The sequence below is a fragment of the Mesorhizobium sp. CNPSo 4688 genome (assembly GCF_057784295.1).
The window spans coordinates 416,498-434,687 of the sequence record NZ_JBWLUY010000001.1; the positions used below are offsets into that span (position 1 = coordinate 416,498).

The following is an 18,190-nucleotide window of genomic DNA, read 5'->3' on the forward strand; positions in this document are numbered from 1 at the left end:
CGTTAAAAATGAATGCCACTGATCTTAACCAGTTTAGGCGTTCGCCGGGCTTGCGCGGATCGGTTGATGTGAGGGAAGCCCAACAAAAAGCCGGACTGCATTTTCATGCAGTCCGGAAATTCGCCAGGAGTGGCGAGGAAAAGCCGGCCATGTGCCAGCGTCTATGCGTACGGTCGGGGCGCGCCAAGAGTTTCGGCAGATGAGCCAATCGTACCGAAAAAAATTTCATGGCATGGCTGCCATGCAAATGCTGCACTGCACAATCCTCGCATTTTTCCTATATTCGATGCTGTGGAGGATTAATTAGGGGCCGAATCATGGGGTTCTTCACTGAAATGTTTGCCCGTCCGCGTCCGCAGGAGCATCAGCGTTACCGCTCGGCACTGGCACTGCTGCATTCGATGAGCAATGCCGACCGCGCCGACGTCGGCATCAAGCCGGCCGATTTCCCGCGCATCGCACGCGAAATGTCGATGCGCTGAACCAGCGCAAGACGAGGTTTCCCGGCAGCGACCGGGAAACCTCGAAACGCCGAATTCCTCAACGATTGCCGAGATAGGCACCCTTGGTCAGCGGCACGCCGTTGTGGCGCAAGATGTCGTAGGCCGTCGTGACGTGGAAATAGAAGTTGGGCATGGCGACATGCAGCAGGTACTGCAGTCCGGGCATCGAGACCTCGCGCTGGCCAAACTTCAATTCGACGATCCTGTCATCCGAGCCATCGAATTCGGCAGCCGAGAATGACGCCAGCAATTCAAGCGTCTTGGTGAGGCGCGCCTGAAGCTCGGCGAAACTCGCTTCATTGTCTTCGTATTTCGGCACTTCGCGGCGGGCCAGGCGCGACGGCGCGCCCTTGGCGTGGTCGGTGGCGACCTGCACCTGCCGCACCAGCGCGTACATGTCCGGCGCCAGCCTTGCGGTCAAAAACACCTGCGGGTCGATCTTGCGTTCAGTTGCATTCTGTTCGGCTGCCGACAGCACGCCGGACAGCGCCTTCAGCCTGGCCGAAAACACCGGCACCGAGGCTTCGTACATCGATAGTGTCACGTTGAATCTCCCTAGCGGCTGGAGCGCCGACGGCGGGACGTAGCGCCTTCCCCGTCGATTCTTCAAGCTGCGGGTGAAGGGCGTCACTGCGTCGCCGCAATCGCCGTGGTAGAATCTTCGTTACCGAGCGGAGATTCCCTATGAGATGCATCCTTCTCGCAGCGACTGCCATTCTCTCCCTTGCCGGCATGGGCCAGGCAGCGCTCGCCGCCGACGACGCCCCCGAAGCCCCTTATGTCGATGATCGCTCCAGCGCCGAAGCGGTCGTCCGCTCTCTCTACAGCGCCATCAACCGGCACGAATTCGCCCGCGCCTGGGGTTATTACGGCGATACAAAGCCGGCAAAGGATTTCGACACTTTCGTCAAGGGCTATGACGGCACCGACAAGGTCGATGTCGAAACCGGCGCCGTTTCCGATGAGGGCGCGGCCGGCAGCATCTATTACAGCGTCCCCGTCGCCATCCGCGCCACCGGCAAGGACGGCAAAGAGGCGGTCTTCGCCGGCTGCTACACGCTACGCCAGGTTAACGCTCAGGTCCAGGCTCCGCCGTTCCAGCCGATCTTCATCGACAAGGGCGCGCTGAAGCCGTCCAAGGCCGATTTTGAGGAGGCGCTGCCGCCAAGCTGTGGCGATGGACCACCGCCGCCGAAAAAGGACACCGCGCTCGAACAAGCCAAGAAGGCTTTCCTGGCGACTTATGGCGACCAGTGCGACAAGCAATTCCTCGGCGAGGAGCCGAACGCTTTTTCGATCAAATACAAGGACAAGGATGCGGCTGAAGGCGATCCCGACAAGGAGACGCGGCTGTTCGAATTCTACTGTTCCGCCGCAGCCTACAACACCGCCTCGGTCTATTACATGACCGACGCGCTTGGCGGCGTGCTGCAGCTGCAGTTCGCCGAGCCGGAACTGGACATACGCTACGAAAACAACGATAGCGACGGCAAACTGCTCGGTGTGACCGTTACCGGCTTTCACACGACCGGCTGGGCCACCAATCCCGAATATGACGAAGAAACCAGGACAATCCGCACGTTCAACAAATGGCGTGGTGTCGGCGATGCCTCCGACAGCGGCACCTATCTGTTCCGCAACGGTGATTTTTCGCTGGTCCAGTACGACGTAGACGCGTCTTATGACGGCGAGGAAAACCCACAGACAGTGGTCGACTACAACACCGCGCCTTGATCGATTGCCATCGGCTCAGGGCGCTTTCGACAGCATCCAGTTCAGCGTTTCGCGCCAATCGACCATGCGGATCGGCGTGCCGTGGGTGCCCGTTTCAAAACGGACGAAGTGTGTCGGATAGGGATAGGCTTTCGAGTTCGCAATGATGGAGCGGAAGAAGGCTTCCTGCTTCTCCACGGGAAAGACCGGGTCCTTGCTGCCCTGGCCGAAGAACACCGGCACATGGCGCCTGTAGGCCGGGCTCGACAGGAAACTTTCGTCCCAGAGCGAGCCGAGCAGCAGCAGCCCGTTTATGCGCCGTCCCGTGTCGTTGCGGCCGGCCAGCTTCCAGCACAGCGCGCCGCCCATCGAGCCGCAGGCGACGAAAATCTTCGCGTCCGGCGAGGCCTCGGCATAGTGGCCGATCAGCGCCGCGACCTGGGCCGCGCCCTTGTCGCCGAAATCGGTGAAATCCGGTGACAGATAGAGGCCGCCATTGCCGGCCATCAGGTTCTTGATGCGGTTGAAATTGCCGCCGAAGGTGAAGTCGTCGACGCCCTGTTTGCGGCTGCCGCCCTGCCCGTGCAGGTAAAGCACGATGATGCCGGCGCCCTCGGTCTTGCCGACAGCGACGTGCCTGACATCGCCGGCATCGGTTTTCAGCAGCAAATCCTGCTGCACCTTGCGCACGCCGGTGTCGGTATACTGCGCGTGTACGCGCTTTTCCGGCACTTCATCGCGGGCATTGATGTCGCGCATTTCGCGATAGTCGATGACGGTGTAGGCGCCTTTATCCGTGGACGAGAGTGTCCCCGGATAGGCGAAGAGGTCGTCCTTGTAGGGCTTTAGTTCGAGGGCGTCGGCGCGGACGGCGGACAGCGAAAGAGCGATTGCGGTTAGCAGCGCGCGAGAAAGTTGGAAGCGAAGAGCCATGCCTCAGCCATGCGTTTTTCGGCTTCGGTTTGTCAATCCTGCAGCACGCCGCCGGCGTCTTCCATCGCCTCGCGGGTGTCGACATCGATCGACGCGCCGTCGCCGATCTCGACATCGATGACATCGAGCCCTTCGGCCTCGACCAGATGGCGGGCGCCGGTGTCGCCTTCGAGATGGGCGATGGCTGGAAACAGTGCGCGCGGCAAAAGCACCGGATTGCCGCGGCGGCCGTCATGCGTGGCGCGCACCACCGAATGGCCGCCGTCCCTACGGAAGGCCTCGATCAACCTGTCGAGATCGGCCGAGGAGACGCCCGGCATATCGCCGAGAACGACCATCGCGCCGGCTGCCTCGGCTCCAACCCTGGCAATGCCTGCCTTGAGCGACGAGGACAGGCCGTCAGCGAAATCCGGATTGTCGGCGAAGATCACGTCGAGGCCAGCGAGGGCCTGGCGCACCCGCTCGCGCTGGTGGCCGGTGACAACGATGGTGCTGGATGCTCTCGAGCCGAGCGCCGTTTCAGCAGTACGGCGCACCAGCGGCTTGCCGTCGAACAGCGCGAGCAGCTTGTTCGGGCCGCCCATGCGGCTGGAACGGCCGGCGGCGAGAAGGACGATGTCGACCTTCAGCCCGGCTCTTGCCGGCAGCGGCTCGCGCGGCTGCGGCCGGGTCGGGATTTCCATCAACAGCCCGCCGACGCCCATGCCGGCAATATCCCCAGCCGTGACATCGAGGCCGGCGATCAACCGGTCGAGCACCCAGTCAAAACCGTTCTCCTTGGGGCTGCGCGCGCAACCGGGCGCGCCGATGACGCGCTTGCCGTCGAGCATACCCAGCACCAGCAGATTGCCGGGATCGACCGGCATGCCCGCGCGGATGACGGTGCCGCCAGCCTTCTCGATCGCCGCCGGAACGACATCGCTGAAATCGCTCATCGCCGAGGCGCCGAAGATCACCACCATGTCGTTGTCGCGCGCCAACGCGGCCGCGGCCTCGGCGACGGGTGCCACCTCATGCGGCCTGCGGCGCTCGGCGGTCAGCCGGGCGCCCGAGCGCGCCAGCCGCGCCTCGGTGACGCGCAGCGTCTTGTCGAGCACGCTGGCCTTGATGCCCGGCAACACCGTCTGGATGACGCCGATGCGCACCGGCTGGTAGGCGTTGACGGCGAAGATCTCGCCGCCGGCGCAGATTTTCGCCACCGCATCGACCAAAGCCGAGGCAACGGCGAACGGGATGATCTTGACCGTCGCCACCATCTGGCCCTTCTCGACCGGCGCATGTTGCGCCAGCGTGGCGATGGTGATGGTCGGGTCGACGGCATTGATGGCGTTGATCATGGCCGGATCAACAGTGAACACGCCGGCTGCCTTGGCATGGAGGTTGACCCGGCCAGTTGCAGCCGGTTTCGCCTCGATGTTGCGGTGGCGCATACCGGCGGCGATCTTTTCAGCCGCTGCATCCTCGCTGAGATCATCGGCGGCGAGCACCGCAGCGACAATCTCGGAAACGCCGGCCGCCTTCAGCACCGCCACATCTTGGGCATTCAGCCTGTGTGCCTTGCGAAAACGCCGCTCACCGGCCGTGGTGGCATGCGCCAGCACCGCGCCTTCGGCCTGATCGATCGGAACCGGACCGAATTTCACGCCGCCGCGCCTTTCGCTTCAAGGCCGCGCGAGCGGAAGGCGTGGATCGTCTGCGCCAAGACGGCGACGGCAATCTCGGCGGGGCTGGCCGCGCCGATGTCGAGGCCGATCGGCGCATGGATGCGCGCGATCTGCTCGGCGCTGGCGCCCAGCGCAAGCAGGCGCTCGACCCGCTTGGCGTGGGTCTTGCGGCTGCCGAGCGCGCCGACATAGAAGCAATTGGCGTCGAGCGCGGCCTTCAGCGCGAAATCGTCGATCTTGGGATCATGGGTGACCGCGGCAAGCGCCGTGTAGCTGTCGAGCGGTTGGCGCTTCAGCACATCCTCGGGCCATTCGGCATGCAGCGCGACATCGGGAAATCGGTCCGGCGTGGCGAAGGCAGTGCGTGGATCGACGATTTCGAGGGGATAGCCGGCGATCTTTGCCATGGGCGCCAGCGCCTGGCTGATATGGACGGCGCCTATCACCACCAGGCGCGGCTGCGGCAGATGCGCGTTGAGGAAGAAGGTGCGCCCTTCCGCCTCGACCGAACCGGAATTGCCGGTGCGAAATGCTTTGGCAATGGCCGCTCCCAAATCACCGACGACGGGATCGCCTTCGCGCACGATGCGGTCGCGGCCGTCACCGAGGTCGGTGACCAGGATCGCCGCGCGGCGGGCGCGGCGTTCTGCATTCAGTGTTTTGAGGGCGTAGGGATCCATCAGCGGTCAGCCCAGTCTTTCCACATAGACCTTGATGCGGCCGCCACAGGACAGGCCGACCTGCCAGGCGGTTTCGTCGGCGACGCCGAATTCCAGCATCCTGGCTTTGCCGGAATCGATGACGTCGATCGCCTCGCTCACCACCGCACCCTCGACGCAGCCGCCGGAGACCGAGCCGTGGAAATTGCCTTCGGCATCGATGACCAGATGGCTGCCGACCGGCCTTGGCGCCGAACCCCAGGTCTCGACCACGGTGGCAATGGCGACATCCTTGCCATCCTTCATCCAGCCTTCCGCGATGATCAGCGGGTCGCGGGCCTCATCGAGATAGATGCTGTTGTCCATGATCGCTTCTCTCAGAGTCTGTTTTTGCAGAAGTAAACATATGGCTATGCTGCGCGCCTGATGCCAGCGTCCAGCCAGCGGCGCGGATCGACCGAAGCAGCCGATTTCTTGTCCAGCGAGGCGCAGAGGTCGGCCAGCGCATCGAGATTGTGCACCGAGCGGAACTCATCGACATGCGGCAGCATCGCCTTGACGCCGCGGGCACGGGCCTCGAAGCCGTCGAAGCGCAGCAAGGGGTTCAGCCAGATCAGCCGTCGGCAGGATTTGTGCAGTCGCTCCATCTCTTCCGACAGGCCGGTGACATCGTCGCGCTCCAGCCCGTCAGTGATCAAAAGCACCACCGCACCCTGCCCCAGCACGCGGCGCGACCACTGCTTGTTGAACTCGGCCAGCGTATCGCCGATGCGGGTGCCGCCGGACCAGTCCTTGACCGCCGCCGAGCAGTCGGCAAGGGCGGCATCGGGGTCGCGATGGCGCATCTGCCGGGTCAGATTGGTAAGCCGCGTGCCGAAGACGAAGGTGTGCACGCGCCGGCGCTTATCGGTCAGCGCATGCAGGAAATGCAGGAAGATGCGCGTGTACTGGCTCATCGACCCGGAAATATCGGCGAGCACGACCAGCGGCGGGTGCACCTCACGGGCTGAGCGGAATTTCGGCAGGATCAAGTCGCCACCGGTGCGCGCGGCCGACCGCATCATGGCGCGCGGATCGACGCGGCGGCCATGCGGGTCGGCCTTGAACCGCCGCGTCCGTACCAAATCGAAGGGCAGCCGAAGCTGGGCGATGGCCTTCTTGGCGTCCGCCATCTCGGCGGCGCTCATCTGGGCAAAGTCCTTAGCTCGCAGCACCTCGTTGCCGGAGAAGGTGAAGCGCGCGTCGACTTCGAACTCGGGAATTTCCTTGACCGGCTGGTTCTTCTGGTGGCCTTCGAACATCGCCTGGCTGACGCGGTTTTCAGCGGCGCGGGGCTTTTGTTTCTCCCTGGTGTCGGGCGCCACCGGCGAAAACATCGCCAGCAGCTTTTCGATCAGTTCGCGCGATTTCCAGAACAGCCGGAAGGCTTCGTCGAAGACAGGATGATCCTCGTGCCTGGACACCAGCACGGCATGCAGCGTCCAGTAGAAATCGTCGCGAGAGCCGATGCCGGCGGCGAGCACCGCCTCGATCGCATCCTTGACCGAGGCCGGCCCGACCCGCATGCCTGCCTTGCGCAAGGTGCGGGCGAAATAGACGATGTTGTCGGCTATGCGCCCGTTTTCCGTCGCCTCTCTGGGGTCGGCCTCTTTGGGGTAGGCACCTGGCGCCTTCACTGCTGCTACTCCGCTGCCGCCAGTTCGGCCTTGACCTCGTCGAGGATGCGCCTGCCCTCGCCTGCGCCGATGCGGGCAATGTCGTCCTGGTATTTCAGCAGCACGCCGATCGTGTCGGAGACCGTTTCGGGATCAAGCGCCACCTTGTCGAGTTCGGTCAGCGCGCCGGCCCAGTCGATGGTTTCGGCAACGCCCGGCGCCTTGAACAGCTCGACCTGGCGCAATTTCTGGATGAACGACACCACTTCGGCTGAAAGCCGGCTGTTGGCTTGCGGCACCTTGCGGCGCACGATCTCCAGCTCGCGCTCGGCGTTGGGATAGTCGACCCAATGATAGAGGCAGCGCCGCTTCAGCGCGTCATGGATTTCGCGGGTGCGGTTGGTGGTGATGATGACGATCGGCGGCTCTTCCGCCTTGATCGTGCCGAGCTCGGGCACCGTCACCTGGAAGTCGGACAGGATCTCGAGCAGGAACGCCTCGAAAGCCTCGTCGGTGCGGTCGAGCTCGTCGATCAGGAACACCGGGGCAGCACCGGCCTTGCCGGTCAGCGCATCGAGAACCGGACGGCGGATCAGGTATTTTTCGGAGAAGACGTTGCGCTCCATGTCGGAGCGGTCGACCGAGCCTGCCGCCTCCTCCATGCGGATCTCGATCATCTGCGCGGCATAGTTCCACTCATAGACGGCGGAGGAGACATCGAGGCCTTCATAGCATTGCAGGCGGATCAGCCGCCGGCCGAGCGCCTGCGCCAACACCTTGGCGATCTCGGTCTTGCCGACGCCGGCTTCGCCTTCGAGGAACAGCGGCCGCTGCATGCGCAGCGACAGGAAGAGCACCGTTGCCAGCGAGCGGTCCGCGACATAGTTCGCGCCGGTCAGGAGATCGAGCGTTTCGTCGATCGTCCGCGGCGCGGGACGCGGTTTCAGCTCGGTCATTCTTTCTCCGTTGACGCCTCTGCTCCGCTTTCCAGCACGTGGTAGTCGCGGGCGTGGTAGATCAGCGGCCGCAAATTATCGCCCATGCGCAGGCCTGTCACCTTGCCAAAAAGCACACGATGGGTGGCGAGATCCTTGGTGTCGATCAATTCGCAGTCGAAAACGGCGAGAGCGCCTTTAAGCGTCGGCGCGCCTGTCGATATGACATCCCACTCGCCGAGCGCAAAACGCTCACCGGACGACAGGCCGGTCAGGCCCGAAAACGCCACCGATAGCGGCTGCTGGTGCGAAGCCAGTGTGTTCAGCGCAAACCGGCCGTTTTGCACGAACAGTTCGTTCTTGGCATTTTCGCGGTTGAGGCAGACGAGCACGGTCGGCGGTGTGTCCGACACCGAACAGGCGGCGATCACCGTCGTACCGCGTTTGCCGGCGGGACCGTCGGTGGTCACCACATGGACGTGACCGGCAAAATGCGCCATCGCGTCGCGATAGGCCTGCGGCCCTATGTCGTTCAACTTCAGCACCGATGCTTTTCCATAAGCGGGAATCCAAGCGTTATATATGGCGGCACACAATAGGCCACAAGCGAAGTGCTTGACGCCAATCCGCAAATTCGCGTGTTGCGCCTGGGGCGGGCAGCCTTTAGGTCTTGGCGCAAGAGACGCTGGAAGCATGCGACCGGCACGGAGGAATTCTTCGTCAGAATGCGACCCCTAACAGCTGTAATAGCGGCACTGCTTTGGCTGTTGCCGGCAAGCGCCGGCGCGCAGACGCTGCTTGTCGGCGTCGCCGCGCCCCTGTCCGGTCCGTCGGCGATCCTCGGCAAGCAGATAGAGGCCGGCGCTGGCCTGGCAGCTGAAGCCAACGGCGTAGAGATCAAGACGGTTGATGATGCCTGCACCGCCGATGGCGGGGCCGCCGCCGCCAGGGAATTCGCCGCGGCGAAGGTCAATGTCGTCGTCGGCTTCCTCTGCACCGAGGCGATCCAGGCGGCGCTACCGATCCTCAAGGACGCCAACATACCCGTCATTACCGTCGGCGTGCGTACTGAAAGCCTGACCGACCGCCGCACCAAGACCGGCTGGTCGGTCTATCGGCTCGGGCCGCGGGGCGACGACGAGCGCAATGCGGTGGCGATCATTCTCACCCGGCTGTGGCAGGGCGAATTGTTCGCCGTCGTCGATGACGGCACCATCTATGGCCGCGAAATCGCCGAGACGCTGCGGGCCGCAGCCGAGCAGGCAGCGCTGAAGCCGGTGTTCACCGACACGTTCCGGCCGCAGCTCGACAACCAGATCGGGCTGATCGGTCGGCTGAAGAAGGCCGGCGCGACGCATGTCTTTGCCGGCGGCGACGGCGACGACATTGCCATCATGGGCCGCGACGCCGGCCAGCTCGAGGCCGGCATTATTTTTGCCGGCGGCGAGAACATGCGCACACCGCCCGGCGACGTGCCTTACGCCGTCGGCACGCTGATGATCGCGCCGCCGGAATGGGTCGATGTCGCCGACCCCAAGGTGCTGGCGGCATTTGCAGCCAAAAACATCGTGCCGGACGGCTATGCCTTGCCTTCCTATGCGGCGGTGGAGATCGCCAAAGCGGCCTCGGCAGCAGCAGAGACGTCGGGCAAGGGGCTGGCCGACGCGCTCACCGGGCATGATTTCACCACCGCGATCGGTCCGCTGCGTTTCGACGACAAGGGCGATCTGAGCCAAAGCCTCTACCGCGCCTTCCGCTTTGACGGGACACGTTTTGTGCCGGCGGAGACGAATTGATGTTTCGCACCGGGCCGCGCAATCTGATCACCGATGTCGCCGGCCTGCGAGTCGGCAGCGCCAGCGATGCCAGGCTGAAATCCGGGGTGACGGCGGTGCTCTGCGACGACCCGGCGGTGGGGGGCGTGCAGATTCTCGGCGGTGCGCCCGGCACGCGCGAGACCGATTTGCTCGAGCCGCATAATTCCATCGAGGCGGTGCATGCCGTGGTGCTTTCGGGCGGCTCGGCCTTCGGCCTCGACGCCGCCTCCGGCGTCCAGGCTGCATTGCGCGAAAAGGGCATTGGCGTCGACGTCGGCGGCTTTCGCGTGCCGATCGTGCCGGCGGCGATCCTGTTCGACCTGCGTAACGGTGGCGACAAGGATTGGGGCCGCTATCCGCCCTACCGCGACCTCGGCTATGAGGCCGCGCAAAATGCTGTCACCGACTTTCCCCTTGGCACCGTCGGCGCCGGCACCGGGGCGCTGAGTTCCGGGCTGAAGGGCGGCCTCGGCTCGGCCTCTACCGTGCTCGACAACGGCATCACCATCGGCGCGCTCGCCGCCGCCAATCCGACCGGTTCGGTGACCATTGCCCGAACGCGCTATTTCTGGGCAGCACCTTTCGAGATCGGCGATGAGTTCGGCGGGCTCGGATATCCCTCGCCGATGCCCGACGACGCCAGGCGGATCCTGCTGAAATATCGCGACAAGCGCGTCGGCGGAAACGGCGAGGCCGGCGGCAACACCACCATCGCCGTCATTGCCACCGACGCAGTGCTGACCAAGGCTGCTGCCAAGCGGCTGGCCATATCGGCGCATGACGGTTTCGTGCGTGCCATCTGGCCGGTGCACACGCCGGCCGATGGCGACCTGGTGTTCGCGCTGGCGACCGGCAAGAGCGGTATCGAGCTTTCAGCTGACGATGCCGTCGACTTCTTCGCCGCCGCCGGCGCAACCATGGCGCGCGCCATCAGCCGCGGCATCCATGCGGCAACGCCGGCCGATGGCGATCTGTTTCCGGTGTGGTCGTCGCGCTAGGCGCGTAATCCGATCAGGTCGGGTCGGATTTTTCTTCCTCGAAGCTGACCGCGACGTCCGAATTCGCCGACAGCCAGACTTTTTTGCCATCGACCTCGGCCAGCAGGCTCAAGGGAATGTAGTGGTGATGGCCTTTGTGCCCACCCATGCCGCTGTCGGCCTTGGTCAGCTTGATCCGGTCGCCCTCGACCTTGTCGACGGTGCCGAGATGAACACCGTCGGCGCCGACCACTTCCATATGTTCGCGAATCTTGCTGGCCTCGGTCATGGGGAGTTCTCCTTTTGAAAACGATCGACGATAACAAACAGCGGCGCAATTGGATGCATCGCCTTTTGCATAGCACGATGTTTTGACTGTCTCATGATAGGGAACGATCGAACCATGGCAGCCGGAGCGGGAACCTCGATGCGAAATCTTGTGCTGATTGGCGTTTGCCTGCTGGTGCAGCTGGCATCCGGCATCGCCGCCCGGGCGGGCGATGTCGCCGAGCTCGAGATCCTCGGCTTTACTAGAGATGGCGGTGTCTTTGCCTTCGAGGAATACGGCGTCGCGGATGGATCGGGCTTTCCCTATGCCAACCGCTACTACATCGACACCGCCGACGACACATTCCTGAAAGGCACGCCGATCCGGGTCCGGCTGGAGGACGAGAACGCCTCGCTGGACGCGGCTCGCCTGCAGGCAAGGCAAAAAGGCGAAGTCATCATTGCCCAGGCCGAGCTTACCGCAAACCGCGGCATCACCGCCGGCTTCAATCCTGTGACCGAACTGTCGGCCGACCCGTTCCGCATGGTGGTCAACCCGCGGCCGATCTTCTCGCCGGTCGACCCGCCGCTCGAATTCCGGCTCGACGAGATCGGCATGAACAATACGGCAGGCTGTGAGAGCCAGGGCGAGATCAACGGCTTTCGGCTGCTGCGCATCGAGGCCAGGGATGGCGGCCAGACCCATCTTTTGCATGAGGACAAATCGATCCCGAAAAGCCGCGGCTGCCCGAACGGCTACCGGATCGGCGCGGTGCAGACGTTCTCGATGGATAGCATCAGCGCCTTTGCGGTGCTGATTGCGGTGCGCCAATACGGCTTCGAAGGGCCGGATTTTCGCTGGATCGCCGTGACCGGCCGCCTGTGACAGCGCTCGATCAACCCAACTGGCGCCAGCGCGCCGGCAATCGTGTCCGCCGCGCGGTGCCGTCGACGGTCGCGGCGCTTCTCGGCGCCTTGCTGTGGGCCGTGGCGATGGGCGCCAGCGCGCTGACCGGGCTTTGGCTCGACAATTGGGAAACGCCGGAAAAGATCCGCTTCGTCGTCCTGCTCTATGCCATGGGTGCAGCACTTGCCTTTCCCATCGGCCTGTTCGCGGCGCGGCTGATCTCGCTCGACCGGCAGGCGGAAGTGGCGTTTGCCGCCGCCTTCATCTGCCTGCTTGCCGCGACACTCGCCTTCACTGGCGGGCTGTTTGCCCTGCAATACCGCTCCTACTACGCCGAATGGCACGCCGAGGCTTTCACCGTCCTCTGGGCGTTCGAACTGGTGTTCACCTCGCTGACGGCGCTCTACCAGTTCGTGGTGCTGGGTATCAGGCTCTATTTTCCACTCGGATTCATCGCGCTTGCCGTCGCCAGCGTGTGGTTTGCGCGCCAGCAGCGTTGAGCATTTGGTCCGCCTCTGTTAGGAGGCGGACTTAACCACCGACATATCAGGACTGACGGATGATCCCTCGCTATTCCCGGCCGGAAATGGTCGCCATCTGGTCGCCGGAAACCCGCTTCCGCATCTGGTTCGAAATCGAGGCCCATGCCTGCGATGCGCTGGCTGAATTGGGCGTCATCCCCAAGGAAGCGGCGAAAACCATTTGGGAAAAAGGCGGCGCTGCCAAATTCGACGTCGGCAAGATCGACGAGATCGAGGCCGTCACCAAGCACGACGTCATTGCCTTCCTGACCCATCTCGCCGAATTCGTCGGGCCGGACGCGCGTTTTATCCACCAGGGAATGACCTCGTCGGACGTGCTCGACACTTGCCTTGCGGTGCAGCTCAGCCGAGCCAGCGATCTGTTGCTCGCTGATCTCGACGGCCTGCTGGCGGCGCTGAAGCGCCGCGCCTTCGAACACAAGGACACCGTCACCATCGGCCGCAGCCACGGCATCCATGCCGAGCCAACCACCTTCGGCATCAAGCTGGCGCAGGCCTATGCCGAATTCTCGCGCTGCCGCGAGCGGCTGGTGCATGCGCGGGAGGACATCGCGACCTGCGCCATATCGGGCGCGATCGGCACTTTCGCCAACATCGACCCCTATGTCGAAGAGCATGTTGCCAAAAAGCTGGGGCTGAAGCCGGAACCGGTGTCGACGCAGGTCATCCCGCGCGACCGCCACGCCATGTTCTTCGCCACGCTCGGCGTCATCGCCTCGTCGGTTGAGCGGCTGGCGACCGAGATCCGCCATCTGCAGCGCACCGAGGTGCTGGAAGCGGAAGAGTATTTTTCGCCGGGTCAAAAAGGCTCGTCGGCCATGCCGCACAAGCGCAACCCGGTGCTGACCGAAAACCTCACCGGCCTTGCCCGCATGGTGCGCTCCATGGCGCTGCCGGCGATGGAGAATGTGGCGCTCTGGCACGAGCGTGATATCTCGCACTCGTCGGTCGAGCGCATGATCGGGCCGGACGCCACCGTGACGCTCGATTTCGCGCTGTCGCGGCTGACCGGCGTCGTCGACAAATTGCTGGTGTACCCCGACAACATGCTGAAGAACATGAACAAGTTCCGCGGCCTAGTGCATTCACAGCGCGTGCTGCTGGCGCTGACGCAGGCCGGCGTCAGCCGCGAGGACGCCTACCGCCTGGTGCAGCGCAACGCCATGAAGGTGTGGGAACAAGGCGCTGATTTCCTTGAGGAACTGTTGGCCGACAAGGAGGTCACCGCGGCCCTGCCGGAAGCAGAGATCCGCGAGAAATTCGACCTTGGCTATCACACCAAACATGTCGATACGATCTTCAAGCGGGTATTTGGGGAAGCTTAGCTTCCTTCCCCCCGTCACTACACCGGGAGGAGGACGATTTCGCCGCCGCTTTCGCCAACCGCCAACGTTATCTAATCAAGCCTTGCCGGGAACTGTCCTGATCACCGTGCCCCACGGATCCTCGCGGCTCGTTTCCTTGGTCACATTGTCCGACCGCATCTCGACCCAGGCAAGGCCCGAGCGAGACGGGTCGCGGCGGCCGGCACCGGCGCTGTGCCACGAATTGCCACCAATGTGGTGGTGGTAGCCGCCGGACGACAGGAACACCGCCTGGCCGCCATATTTGGCCACCGTGTCGAAGCCGAACTCCTGGTGCCACCAGGCTTCGGCGTCCTCCGGCCGGCCGACGCGCAGATGGACATGGCCGACAATGCTGTTTTGCGGCGCGCCCTGCCAGCCGGCGTCTCCGGCTGGCACGCTGGCAGCCACGGCGGCCAGGTTCAGCCGCTCGGTCGCCATGGCGATCTTGTCGCCGTTCCACTTCCACTCCTCCGGCAGACGGTCTCTATAGATTTCAATGCCGTTGCCTTCGGGGTCAGTCAGGTACAGCGCCTCGCTGACCAGATGATCGGAGGCGCCCTCGATACGGATCTTGTTGGCGGCAGCATGGTTGATCCAGCGGCCGAGATCGGCGCGGCTGGGCAGCAGGAAAGCGGTGTGGAACAGGCCGGCGCTGCGCGGATCGTCCGGCTTGGCCGCCGCGTCAGGCTCGATGACCAGCAATGGGCGTTCTGCGGCGCCCAGCGTGATCGCGCCGTCGGCGCGGCTCAATTCCTGCAGGCCGACAACGGCACGGTAATAGGCCGCGAGGCTCTCGGCATCGCGCGCCTTCAGGCCAACGCGTGACACACTGACGGGGGTAGTCGCGGCAAAAGGCAGTTCGCTCATAAAACTCTCCATTCGGCGCACTGTCCGAGGCGCCCCAGCAATTCTGTGATGGTCCCAATCTGACATCTCAGATCGTCTATCCCGATCGTTCACACAAGACGGAAAGAATCGAACAGGTTGTTCACAATTGTGATGACATTGCGTGCATCAGCATGGTTGCACGAGACAGAGCTGCTCGCTATCTCAGCGGCATGAAAGTCAAAGACGCAGATATCTTGATCGTGCCGGGCTACACCAATTCAGGCCCGGAACACTGGCAGACACGCTGGCAGACCAAACTGTCAACGGCGCGCCGGGTCGAGCAGGCCGAATGGTCGAAGCCGGTGCGCGAGGACTGGACAGCGAGCGTGGCGAACGCCGTCAACGAAGCCGAGCGGCCGGTGGTGATTGTTGCCCATTCGCTGGGCGTGGCAGCCGCGGTGCAGGCCATTCCGCAATTCAGGAAGCCGGTCGCCGGCGCGTTTTTTGTCGCGCCCCCCGATGTCGCCAATCCGGAGATAAGGCCGAGGCACCTGATGACCTTCGGCCCCTATTCGCGCGAGCCGCTGCCCTTCCCGTCCATCGTGATCGCCAGCCGCAACGATCCGTTCTGCGCCTTCGAGGTTGCCGAGGACATTGCCGGCGCCTGGGGATCGCTGTTCATCGATGCCGGCGAAACCGGTCACCTCAATGAGGATGCCGGCTTCGGCCCGTGGCCCGAGGGATCGATGACCTTCGCCAAATTCCTGACCGACCTCAAGCCCTGACGGGGAAGGCGTCGCGCCTTAGCCCTTGATCGAATCGTTCATGCTCTTGATCAGAGTTTTTGCGCCGAGTGAAATCAGCGCGTGGTCCGAGCCCATCGCCAGCAGCCGGTAGCCCATTGCCACGACGCGGCCGGCTATCGCCGGCTCGACGACGTAGATGGCGGCATGCTTGCCAGCCTTGCGTGTCCGCTCGGCGATGGAGGCGACGGTCTCCATCATGCTTTCCAGCGTCGAGTTGATGGTGGCGCCGTTCGACCAGGCGATCGAGAAATCCGATGGACCGAGGAAGATGCCGTCGATGCCGGGCATATCGAGAATGCCGTCCAGCGCATCGAGCGCGGCGCGCGTTTCGACCATGGCAAAGGCCATGGTGCGCTGATTGGTGTCGCGCAGCCACTCGGCATGGTCGCCCTTGCCGTGGCGCGGAAAGGCATAGGTCGGACCCCAGGAGCGCTCGCCGAGCGGCGGGTATTTCATCGCGGCGGCGAACAGTTTTGCATCGGCCACCGAGTTCACCATCGGTGCAATCACCGCTTCGGCGCCGAAATCGAGCGCGCGGCTGGCCATGTCGAAACGGCCGACCGGAATGCGCACCAGCGCCGGCTTGTTGGCTGCGAGCACCGGCACCAGGCCGCGCAAGACCGAGTCTTCGTGGTGTCCGCCATGCTGCATGTCGAGCGTGACGGCGTCAAAACCCTGCTTTGCGATGATTTCGACCGTCAAAGCGTCCGGAACCCCGGACCAGGCGGTCAACAGCGTTTCATCCGCCGCCAGGCGTGATTTCAGGGACATCGGCGCTTTTCCTTGTTGGCACGGGCCCTTCAGCAGGCCTGCGCGCAGTTTCAGCCGGAAAAGACTGAAAAGGCAAAGAAAAACCGCCCGGCTGGGCCGGGCGGTCGATTGGTCCAGACGTGGCTGGAATCAGGTGTTCTTGATCTGCTCGATCGCCTGCGCCATCAATTCGTCCATGGTGCGGCGGATCTGATGGTCGGACTGGTCGACGCCGGCGGCGTCGAAATCCTTCCGGATCTTGCGGAACACGTCGTGATCGCCGGCTTCCTCGATGTCGGAAACAACCACTTCCTTGGCATAGGCGTCAGCGTCAGCGCCGGACTTGCCCAGCTTTTCGGCAGCCCACAGGCCAAGCGCCTTGTTGCGGCGTGCGGAGGCCTTGAAGCGAAGTTCTTCGTCGAAGGCGAATTTGCGCTCAAAACCCTCTTCGCGGTCTTTCATGCTGCTCATGGCTTCCCTCCGGTGAAATCGATTCGCGTTGGCGGTGGATATGTGTGTTGCCGCAGCACAAACCAAAAGGGCGCGGGTCGGTCAATATGCTACATCACTTGCTGCGCTGCGGCATTTCATTCCTGAAAGCGGTCAACGAGAAGGATTTGCCGATTGAGCAAACGCTGTGATTGGGATAGACCCGGCATTGAACCCCACCCGTCGCCGCCCTAATTTAGGCAGACGGACAGGAACTGGTCGCTTGCCGCCTGCCCGCAAATCCAGAGAAAAAATCAGATGAAAAATCGCCGCCGCATTTATGAAGGCAAGGCCAAGATCCTCTATGAGGGACCAGAACCGGGCACGCTGATCCAGTTCTTCAAGGATGATGCGACCGCGTTCAACAAGAAGAAACACGAGGTCATCGACGGTAAGGGTGTGCTCAACAACCGCATTTCCGAGTACATCTTCAATCATCTGAACCGCATGGGCATTCCGACCCACTTTATCCGCCGGCTCAACATGCGCGAGCAGTTGATCAAGGAAGTCGAGATCATTCCGCTCGAAGTGGTGGTGCGCAATGTCGCCGCCGGTTCGCTGTCCAAGCGCCTCGGCATCGAGGAAGGCACCGTTCTGCCGCGCTCGATCATCGAATTCTATTACAAGGCCGATGCGCTCGACGACCCGATGGTGTCGGAAGAGCATATTACCGCTTTCGGCTGGGCTTCCCCGCAGGAGATCGACGACGTCATGGCGCTGGCCATCCGCGTCAACGACTTTCTCTCCGGCCTGTTCATGGGCGTAGGCATCCAGCTCGTCGACTTCAAGATCGAATGCGGCCGCCTGTTCGAGGGCGACATGATGCGCATCGTCGTTGCCGACGAGATCTCGCCGGATTCTTGCCGGCTGTGGGACGTGGCAACGCAGGACAAACTCGACAAGGACCGTTTCCGCCGCGATATGGGTGGCCTCGTCGAGGCCTATCAGGAAGTCGCCCGCCGCCTCGGCATCATGAACGAGAACGAGCCGCCGCGCCCGACCGGCCCGGTGCTCGTCGCCTCGACCGAAGGCATCAAAGGCAAGCCGCACTAAATCTTCTTTTTTGACGCAATTCCGGACGGAAAACCGCTTCACACTTTTCCTGGAATTGCTAAGTCTTCGAACAGGAACCTGTCCAGCATGATCAAGGCCCGCATCACCGTCACCCTCAAGAACGGCGTGCTCGACCCCCAGGGAAAAGCCATAGAGCACGCTTTGTCCGGCCTGGGCTTCGGTGGCGTCGGCCAGGTGCGACAGGGCAAGGTGTTCGATCTCGAGCTTGCCGAGACCGACAAGGCCAAGGCCGAAGCAGATCTGAAAGCGATGTGCGACAAGCTGCTGGCGAACACGGTGATTGAGAACTATAGTGTGACGCTTACCTGAGGTTGTATCCGGGGGC

23 protein-coding genes are annotated in these 18,190 nt (G+C 63.2%); 11 read left to right on the forward strand and 12 right to left on the reverse strand.

What is annotated here, in order from left to right; translation table 11 throughout:
• Positions 1 to 317 precede the first annotated feature (317 nt).
• Complete coding sequence (locus tag AC04SH_RS02130) at positions 318 to 482, forward strand: hypothetical protein (RefSeq protein ID WP_192253608.1); 165 nt, start codon at positions 318 to 320, stop codon at positions 480 to 482.
• A gap of 58 nt (positions 483 to 540) precedes the next feature.
• Here AC04SH_RS02130 and AC04SH_RS02135 read toward each other — a convergent pair whose 3' ends face one another.
• Positions 541 to 1,047 (reverse strand): DUF1993 domain-containing protein, encoded by a 507-nt coding sequence (locus AC04SH_RS02135; protein WP_488573763.1) that lies wholly within the window; start codon positions 1,045 to 1,047, stop codon positions 541 to 543.
• 140 nt (positions 1,048 to 1,187) lie between these two features.
• Between AC04SH_RS02135 and AC04SH_RS02140 the strand changes: the two genes are divergently transcribed.
• On the forward strand, positions 1,188 to 2,237 hold the full coding sequence (locus AC04SH_RS02140) for a DUF1176 domain-containing protein (protein WP_488573764.1): 1,050 nt from the start codon (positions 1,188 to 1,190) through the stop codon (positions 2,235 to 2,237).
• Between the two features lie 15 nt (positions 2,238 to 2,252).
• Here AC04SH_RS02140 and AC04SH_RS02145 read toward each other — a convergent pair whose 3' ends face one another.
• Genes AC04SH_RS02145 through AC04SH_RS02175 form a run of 7 tightly spaced genes read right to left on the reverse strand, consistent with a single transcriptional unit; the run spans position 2,253 to position 8,607 of the window.
• Entirely contained in the window at positions 2,253 to 3,149 is an 897-nt protein-coding gene (locus AC04SH_RS02145; RefSeq protein ID WP_488573765.1) for an alpha/beta hydrolase, read from the reverse strand.
• Positions 3,150 to 3,181: 32 nt separating this feature from the next.
• Positions 3,182 to 4,792, reverse strand: coding sequence for an NTP transferase domain-containing protein (locus tag AC04SH_RS02150; protein ID WP_488573766.1), 1,611 nt, complete (start codon positions 4,790 to 4,792; stop codon positions 3,182 to 3,184).
• Positions 4,789 to 5,493: an XdhC family protein gene (locus AC04SH_RS02155; protein WP_488573767.1), complete on the reverse strand. Its 705-nt coding sequence runs from the start codon at positions 5,491 to 5,493 to the stop codon at positions 4,789 to 4,791. Before AC04SH_RS02155 ends, AC04SH_RS02150 begins: the two co-directional genes overlap by 4 nt.
• Positions 5,494 to 5,499: 6 nt before the next feature.
• A complete protein-coding gene (locus AC04SH_RS02160) occupies positions 5,500 to 5,838 on the reverse strand; it encodes an XdhC family protein (RefSeq protein ID WP_203279346.1) in 339 nt (112 codons plus the stop codon).
• Positions 5,839 to 5,882: 44 nt separating this feature from the next.
• Positions 5,883 to 7,148: a vWA domain-containing protein gene (locus tag AC04SH_RS02165; protein ID WP_488573768.1), complete on the reverse strand. Its 1,266-nt coding sequence runs from the start codon at positions 7,146 to 7,148 to the stop codon at positions 5,883 to 5,885.
• 5 nt (positions 7,149 to 7,153) lie between these two features.
• Positions 7,154 to 8,083 carry an AAA family ATPase gene (locus tag AC04SH_RS02170; protein WP_488573769.1) on the reverse strand — a complete coding sequence of 310 codons (930 nt, stop codon included), beginning with the start codon at positions 8,081 to 8,083 and terminating at the stop codon, positions 7,154 to 7,156.
• Entirely contained in the window at positions 8,080 to 8,607 is a 528-nt protein-coding gene (locus AC04SH_RS02175) for a flavin reductase (protein ID WP_488573770.1), read from the reverse strand. Before AC04SH_RS02175 ends, AC04SH_RS02170 begins: the two co-directional genes overlap by 4 nt.
• Positions 8,608 to 8,787: 180 nt before the next feature.
• Here AC04SH_RS02175 and AC04SH_RS02180 point away from each other — a divergent pair, with 180 nt between their 5' ends.
• Both AC04SH_RS02180 and AC04SH_RS02185 read left to right on the forward strand, forming a co-directional pair.
• Entirely contained in the window at positions 8,788 to 9,858 is a 1,071-nt protein-coding gene (locus AC04SH_RS02180) for a branched-chain amino acid ABC transporter substrate-binding protein (RefSeq protein ID WP_488573771.1), read from the forward strand.
• Positions 9,858 to 10,877 carry a P1 family peptidase gene (locus AC04SH_RS02185; RefSeq protein ID WP_488573772.1) on the forward strand — a complete coding sequence of 340 codons (1,020 nt, stop codon included), beginning with the start codon at positions 9,858 to 9,860 and terminating at the stop codon, positions 10,875 to 10,877. The genes AC04SH_RS02180 and AC04SH_RS02185 overlap by 1 nt, the downstream gene beginning before the upstream one ends.
• 13 nt (positions 10,878 to 10,890) lie before the next feature.
• Here the strand turns inward: AC04SH_RS02185 and AC04SH_RS02190 are convergent, their stop codons facing one another.
• Positions 10,891 to 11,145, reverse strand: coding sequence for a DUF2171 domain-containing protein (locus AC04SH_RS02190; RefSeq protein WP_112561447.1), 255 nt, complete (start codon positions 11,143 to 11,145; stop codon positions 10,891 to 10,893).
• A gap of 138 nt (positions 11,146 to 11,283) precedes the next feature.
• Between AC04SH_RS02190 and AC04SH_RS02195 the strand changes: the two genes are divergently transcribed.
• Genes AC04SH_RS02195 through purB form a run of 3 tightly spaced genes read left to right on the forward strand, consistent with a single transcriptional unit; the run spans position 11,284 to position 13,897 of the window.
• On the forward strand, positions 11,284 to 12,009 hold the full coding sequence (locus AC04SH_RS02195; RefSeq protein ID WP_488573773.1) for a DUF2259 domain-containing protein: 726 nt from the start codon (positions 11,284 to 11,286) through the stop codon (positions 12,007 to 12,009).
• A 56-nt stretch (positions 12,010 to 12,065) separates the two neighbouring features.
• Positions 12,066 to 12,530, forward strand: coding sequence for a hypothetical protein (locus AC04SH_RS02200; RefSeq protein ID WP_488573898.1), 465 nt, complete (start codon positions 12,066 to 12,068; stop codon positions 12,528 to 12,530).
• Positions 12,531 to 12,589: 59 nt separating this feature from the next.
• The gene (gene purB, locus AC04SH_RS02205; protein WP_488573774.1) at positions 12,590 to 13,897 is read left to right on the forward strand and encodes an adenylosuccinate lyase; all 1,308 of its coding nucleotides are present in this window, start codon (positions 12,590 to 12,592) and stop codon (positions 13,895 to 13,897) included.
• Between the two features lie 75 nt (positions 13,898 to 13,972).
• Here purB and AC04SH_RS02210 read toward each other — a convergent pair whose 3' ends face one another.
• Positions 13,973 to 14,785, reverse strand: coding sequence for a VOC family protein (locus AC04SH_RS02210; protein ID WP_488573775.1), 813 nt, complete (start codon positions 14,783 to 14,785; stop codon positions 13,973 to 13,975).
• Between the two features lie 191 nt (positions 14,786 to 14,976).
• Here AC04SH_RS02210 and AC04SH_RS02215 point away from each other — a divergent pair, with 191 nt between their 5' ends.
• The gene (locus tag AC04SH_RS02215; protein ID WP_488573776.1) at positions 14,977 to 15,531 is read left to right on the forward strand and encodes an RBBP9/YdeN family alpha/beta hydrolase; all 555 of its coding nucleotides are present in this window, start codon (positions 14,977 to 14,979) and stop codon (positions 15,529 to 15,531) included.
• 18 nt (positions 15,532 to 15,549) lie between these two features.
• Here AC04SH_RS02215 and AC04SH_RS02220 read toward each other — a convergent pair whose 3' ends face one another.
• Both AC04SH_RS02220 and AC04SH_RS02225 read right to left on the reverse strand, forming a co-directional pair.
• Positions 15,550 to 16,323, reverse strand: coding sequence for an HpcH/HpaI aldolase family protein (locus tag AC04SH_RS02220; protein WP_488573777.1), 774 nt, complete (start codon positions 16,321 to 16,323; stop codon positions 15,550 to 15,552).
• Positions 16,324 to 16,452: 129 nt separating this feature from the next.
• Entirely contained in the window at positions 16,453 to 16,773 is a 321-nt protein-coding gene (locus tag AC04SH_RS02225; protein ID WP_056562205.1) for a DUF1476 domain-containing protein, read from the reverse strand.
• Positions 16,774 to 16,820: 47 nt separating this feature from the next.
• On the opposite strand from AC04SH_RS02225, the gene AC04SH_RS02230 reads away from it, so the two are divergent.
• The 3 genes from AC04SH_RS02230 to purS all read left to right on the forward strand — a co-directional run bounded on the left by AC04SH_RS02230 (position 16,821) and on the right by purS (position 18,174).
• Entirely contained in the window at positions 16,821 to 16,943 is a 123-nt protein-coding gene (locus AC04SH_RS02230; protein ID WP_352586686.1) for a hypothetical protein, read from the forward strand.
• 106 nt (positions 16,944 to 17,049) lie between these two features.
• On the forward strand, positions 17,050 to 17,844 hold the full coding sequence (gene purC, locus AC04SH_RS02235; protein ID WP_056594372.1) for a phosphoribosylaminoimidazolesuccinocarboxamide synthase: 795 nt from the start codon (positions 17,050 to 17,052) through the stop codon (positions 17,842 to 17,844).
• Positions 17,845 to 17,931: 87 nt separating this feature from the next.
• Complete coding sequence (purS, locus tag AC04SH_RS02240) at positions 17,932 to 18,174, forward strand: phosphoribosylformylglycinamidine synthase subunit PurS (RefSeq protein WP_023715988.1); 243 nt, start codon at positions 17,932 to 17,934, stop codon at positions 18,172 to 18,174.
• Positions 18,175 to 18,190 lie beyond the last annotated feature (16 nt).